This is a genomic window from Mesorhizobium sp. LNHC229A00 (assembly GCF_000502415.1).
Lineage (GTDB): Bacteria > Pseudomonadota > Alphaproteobacteria > Rhizobiales > Rhizobiaceae > Mesorhizobium.
In genome coordinates this window covers 1-4203 of record NZ_AYWQ01000046.1, presented here as the reverse complement: position 1 = coordinate 4203, position 4203 = coordinate 1, and the positions used below count along the sequence as shown (strand labels likewise).

The following is a 4203-nucleotide window of genomic DNA, read 5'->3' as shown; positions in this document are numbered from 1 at the left end:
AGCTGGAGGCTGATGCGGCCAACCCTCGCCTGGTCAAAACATCCCGTGGCGCAGGGTACTTCTTCAACGCTGACATAGATGTTAGCTACGGAGGCACGTTGGCCGCGTGACAGTGAGCTATGCTGGAGATTGGGGTGACGAGGCTGATCAAGCCTTCCAACAGTACCAGCCTGATCAATTACGGCGAGAGCTACCGGTCCGGAGATCGCATCAGCGCCTCTGTCGTCAAGAGAGCTGNTACTTCTTCAACGCTGACGTAGATGTTAGCTACGGAGGCACGTTGGCCGCGTGACAGTGAGCTATGCTGGAGATTGGGGTGACGAGGCTGATCAAGCCTTCCAACAGTACCCGCCTGATCAATTACGGCGAGAGCTACCGGTCCGGAGATCGCATCAGCGCCTCTGTCGTCAAGAGAGCTGTTCTCCTTGACCCCAGCCATGGAGCTCAACGCCCCGCGTCGGAGCGCTCCCTGCTTCTGAAGGAAGCCATTAGGTCCGCTCGGGCTTGATCGGAGGCTTGGCTGATGGACGTCGTGGTTGCTTCGCTCAGTTGCCGCCCCATGGCGCGGCTTTGCGGATTATCAGTCCTCTGCCTCTTCGCCGGTCTCAACAGCGCTGTGTAATGTTCATTGTTTATGATGACGCCCCCGCTGTTCACGAGGTTGCTCCTGTCAAGTGTACTCGTCAGTCCGTCCTGGGCCTCGCGCTTCTTGCCCAAATGCCGTTCAAACGGCGCTGGCGCGACTTGTTGAGCTCGAGAGATGGGTCCCTGCTCTCCTGCGTGGCCATGAGCTTGTGCCGCGGTCTGCGCAGCGGCGTCCCCAATGGCACGAGCCTCCATGCCGACTGCGTCTTCCGGACGAGCAGCAAGGGCAATTTCGCGCCCGNGCGTCCCCAATGGCACGAGCCTCCATGCCGACTGCGTCTTCCGGACGAGCAGCAAGGGCAATTTCGCGCCCGAGTGCGAACTTCCGGAGATGAGTTAGTGCACTGATGTCAGCGGTTTTCATATAGCGCTTGGCATCTTCATCCAGCGACCGCTCGTGAAGCCGATCCGCAATCCCCGGCTTTTTGTTTTCAACCAGGCATTGACTGAAACGTCTAAGACCAGACCCATAGACCTCAACGGTACGGGGTTTCGGCCCGGTCGGCGCTGCCTCGTACGCTTTGATGAGAGCCGCTGTGTACTCTCTGATGAGCACGGCGTCGGCAGGGTGGGGATTCAGGGCAGGGCGGCCCACCACTGGCGCTCCGCCCGCCCACGTCTTGAGACGGCCCAGTGACCCAGCCACGGCCGAGGGGCCGCCACCCCAGATCTCGTACTCCTTGCGATCCCGATCCAGCGACGAATCGTGAAGCCGATCCGCAATCCCCGGCTTGTTGTTTTCAACGAGCCAATGACAAAAGCCCAAAAGAATATCTACATGGCGCTTGACCGTGATCTCCCCGATCTTACCGGCATAGAGTGCTGACCTCAGCCCTTCGACAAGGGTCGCATCGTTGGAATAAAGAGGACCCTTGTCGGGACCGGAGACCACTTTTGGGCGATCTGGCTGCACCGCGGCCGGCACAGAACGAGCATGGTCACGCAACTCGGACGGTGCGGGGGGATTCAGATCAACCACTGACGAATCNCCCGGCCTGTTATTGTCAAAGAGCCAACGACCAAAGCCGAGAAGAGAATTTACATGGCGCTTGACCGTGCTCTCCTTGACCTTACCGGCATAGAGTGCTGACCTCAGCCCTTCGACAACGGTCGCATCGTTGGAATAGAGGGGACCCTTGTCGCGACCGGAGACCCCTATTGGAGGATCTGGCTGCACCGCCGCCGGCACAGAACGAGCATGGTCACGCAACTCGGACGGTGCGGGGGGATTCAGATCAACCACTGACGAATCCGGCGCATGATGATGGCGCGCCGTTGAGTGACCCGGCTGCAGCACCGAGGCACCCAGCATCGACCCACTGCCTCCGGCATACGGCGCCGCGGCGTGTTCTTGTCCGCTCCCTTGCATCATGGGCTGCGCTTCCCATGGCAATGCACCCACTTGATGGGTGGGGGCCTGCATCAGCACGCGAGCGCCTGAATTGCCGATCTCGCTCAGCTGCGGCTCAGTGGCAACGTCCTGCAGACGACTGTTCAGGGGCCTTTGCCTCTTCGCTGGTCTCAACTCCGCTGTATCATGCTCACGGTTGATGAGGACCTCCTCGCTTGNTCCCATGGCAATGCACCCACTTGATGGGTGGGGGCCTGCATCAGCACGCGAGCGCCTGAATTGCCGATCTCGCTCAGCTGCGGCTCAGTGGCAACGTCCTGCAGACGACTGTTCGGGGTCCTTTGCCTCTTCGCTGGTCTCAACTCCGCTGTATCATGCTCACGGTTGATGAGGACCTCCTCGCTTGGTAGCTGGTTGCTCCTGTGCTGTGCAGCGATCCGCTCGTCCGGCGCGCGCTGGTCGCCGTCGCGCCAGCTCAGGGGACGAAAGGACCCTGCGGGATCCGAGGCTTGGTGATGGGGCCCAGTTGGCACGAAAGACGATGCCAGAACAGCGTCATCTTCATTAGCTTTCCCAGGGGGGAGATACTCTGGCCAACTGTATTCCTCCTGCGGCCCGCTGCGCTGCGCAGCGGCGTCCCCCTTGCTCTCAAGACTTTGAAATTTAAATGGGTCCCCGGGAGCAACGTCTGGCGCTGACTGGCCGAGCCGCTTGATCTGCTGGTGAAACGTCCCAACGGGGCTTTCCTTAACCGCGTCTCGGGCCTGTCGGTCCATGAGTTCAAAGTTCGTAAGATTATTTGCCGTTCCGAATGTATTGTCACCCCTGAGGCGGGTTTGTAGTGCCTGCCGATTGACGACGAGGTTGTTGAGGTTCAGGTTATCTGGCTGCGATTGCAATCGCCCAACCAGCGCCCGCGTGCCGTCCACCACGTAGACTCCGCAATCCACCACGTTGCTCTGCTGGGCGATGCGGGATACGCCCACGCGGGTCTCCAGGCTGGCGCCCAGATTTTCTGCGAGCTCTTTTGCAAGCGTGTCATTGCATCCGTTGTAGGAGTCATAATGATAGGCAACCGGCCGTTCCCGGTCGCTGCGATCAACGAACAGCAGCGACCAATGGGTGCCGCGCTCCGCAAGAGTCTTACCGCCATCGCTCACTGGCACGAACAGGAAGTCGGCTGTGTCGTTACCGTTCTGATNCGCTCCGCAAGAGTCTTACCGCCATCGCTCACTGGCACGAACAGGAAGTCGGCTGTGTCGTTACCGTTCTGATGGACGATGCGCTGGAATGCGCTTAGCATGACGCTCTCGGAGCCCAAGCGCAGATGATAATTGGCTACGAGGGGATCCACGAACCGCGTCCGGGCGGCGAGATCTGGATTGTTCCCCTGCAACTCCTGCTCCAGGAGTTGGTAATCCCTCTGGATATGTTCGTCGCCTAGCCATTCCAATGCGCCGAGCACCCGCCCGTCTTTAGCTTTCCCAGGGGGCCTCTCTGGCCGACCCAATGCCTCCTGCGTCCCGCTGCGCTGCGCAGCGGCGTCCCCAATGGCACGAGCCTCCATGCCGACTGCGTCTTCCGGACGAGCAGCAAGGGCAATTTCGCGCCCGNCGTCCCCAATGGCACGAGCCTCCATGCCGACTGCGTCTTCCGGACGAGCAGCAAGGGCAATTTCGCGCCCGGGTGCGAACTTCCGGAGATGAGCTAGTGCACTGATCCTCCGGTTACCACCGGAGTTCACATAGCGCTTGGCATCTTCATCCAGCGACCCCTCGTGAAGCCGATCCGCAATCCCCGGCTTTTTGTTTTCATGCAGGTATTCACTGAAACGTATAAGAGTAGATCCATAGACCTGAATGGTACCGCGATTCGGCCCGGTCGCAGGCGCTTCTTTGTACTCTTTGATGAGAGCCGCTGTGTAATCTCTGATGAGCGCGGCGTCGGCAGGGTAGGGATTCCGGACAGGGCGGTCGACCACTGGCGCTCCGCCCGCCAACGTCTTGAGACGACCCAGTGCTCTAGCCACGATCGAGGGGCCACCCCTGCTCTCGTACTCCGAGGGGCCACCCCTGCTCTCGTACTCCTTGCGATCCTGATCCAGCGACGATTCGTCAAGCCGAGCAGCAAATCCCGGCCTGTTATTGTCAAAGAGCCAACGACCAAAGCCGAGAAGAGAATTTACATGGCGCTTGACCGTGCTCTCC

Annotated in this window: 1 protein-coding gene and 1 pseudogene; one reads left to right on the top strand and one right to left on the bottom strand. The window is 60.1% G+C overall.

The features are described from left to right. Positions 1-110 (top strand): annotated as a pseudogene (locus X742_RS1000000174565) (DNA-binding response regulator); the annotation flags it as partial. Between the two features lie 2056 nt (positions 111-2166). Here X742_RS1000000174565 and X742_RS1000000176865 read toward each other — a convergent pair. Further along, complete coding sequence (locus tag X742_RS1000000176865; protein WP_023775526.1) at positions 2167-3156, bottom strand: Ulp1 family isopeptidase; 990 nt, start codon at positions 3154-3156, stop codon at positions 2167-2169. Between the last annotated feature and the right edge of the window lie 1047 nt (positions 3157-4203).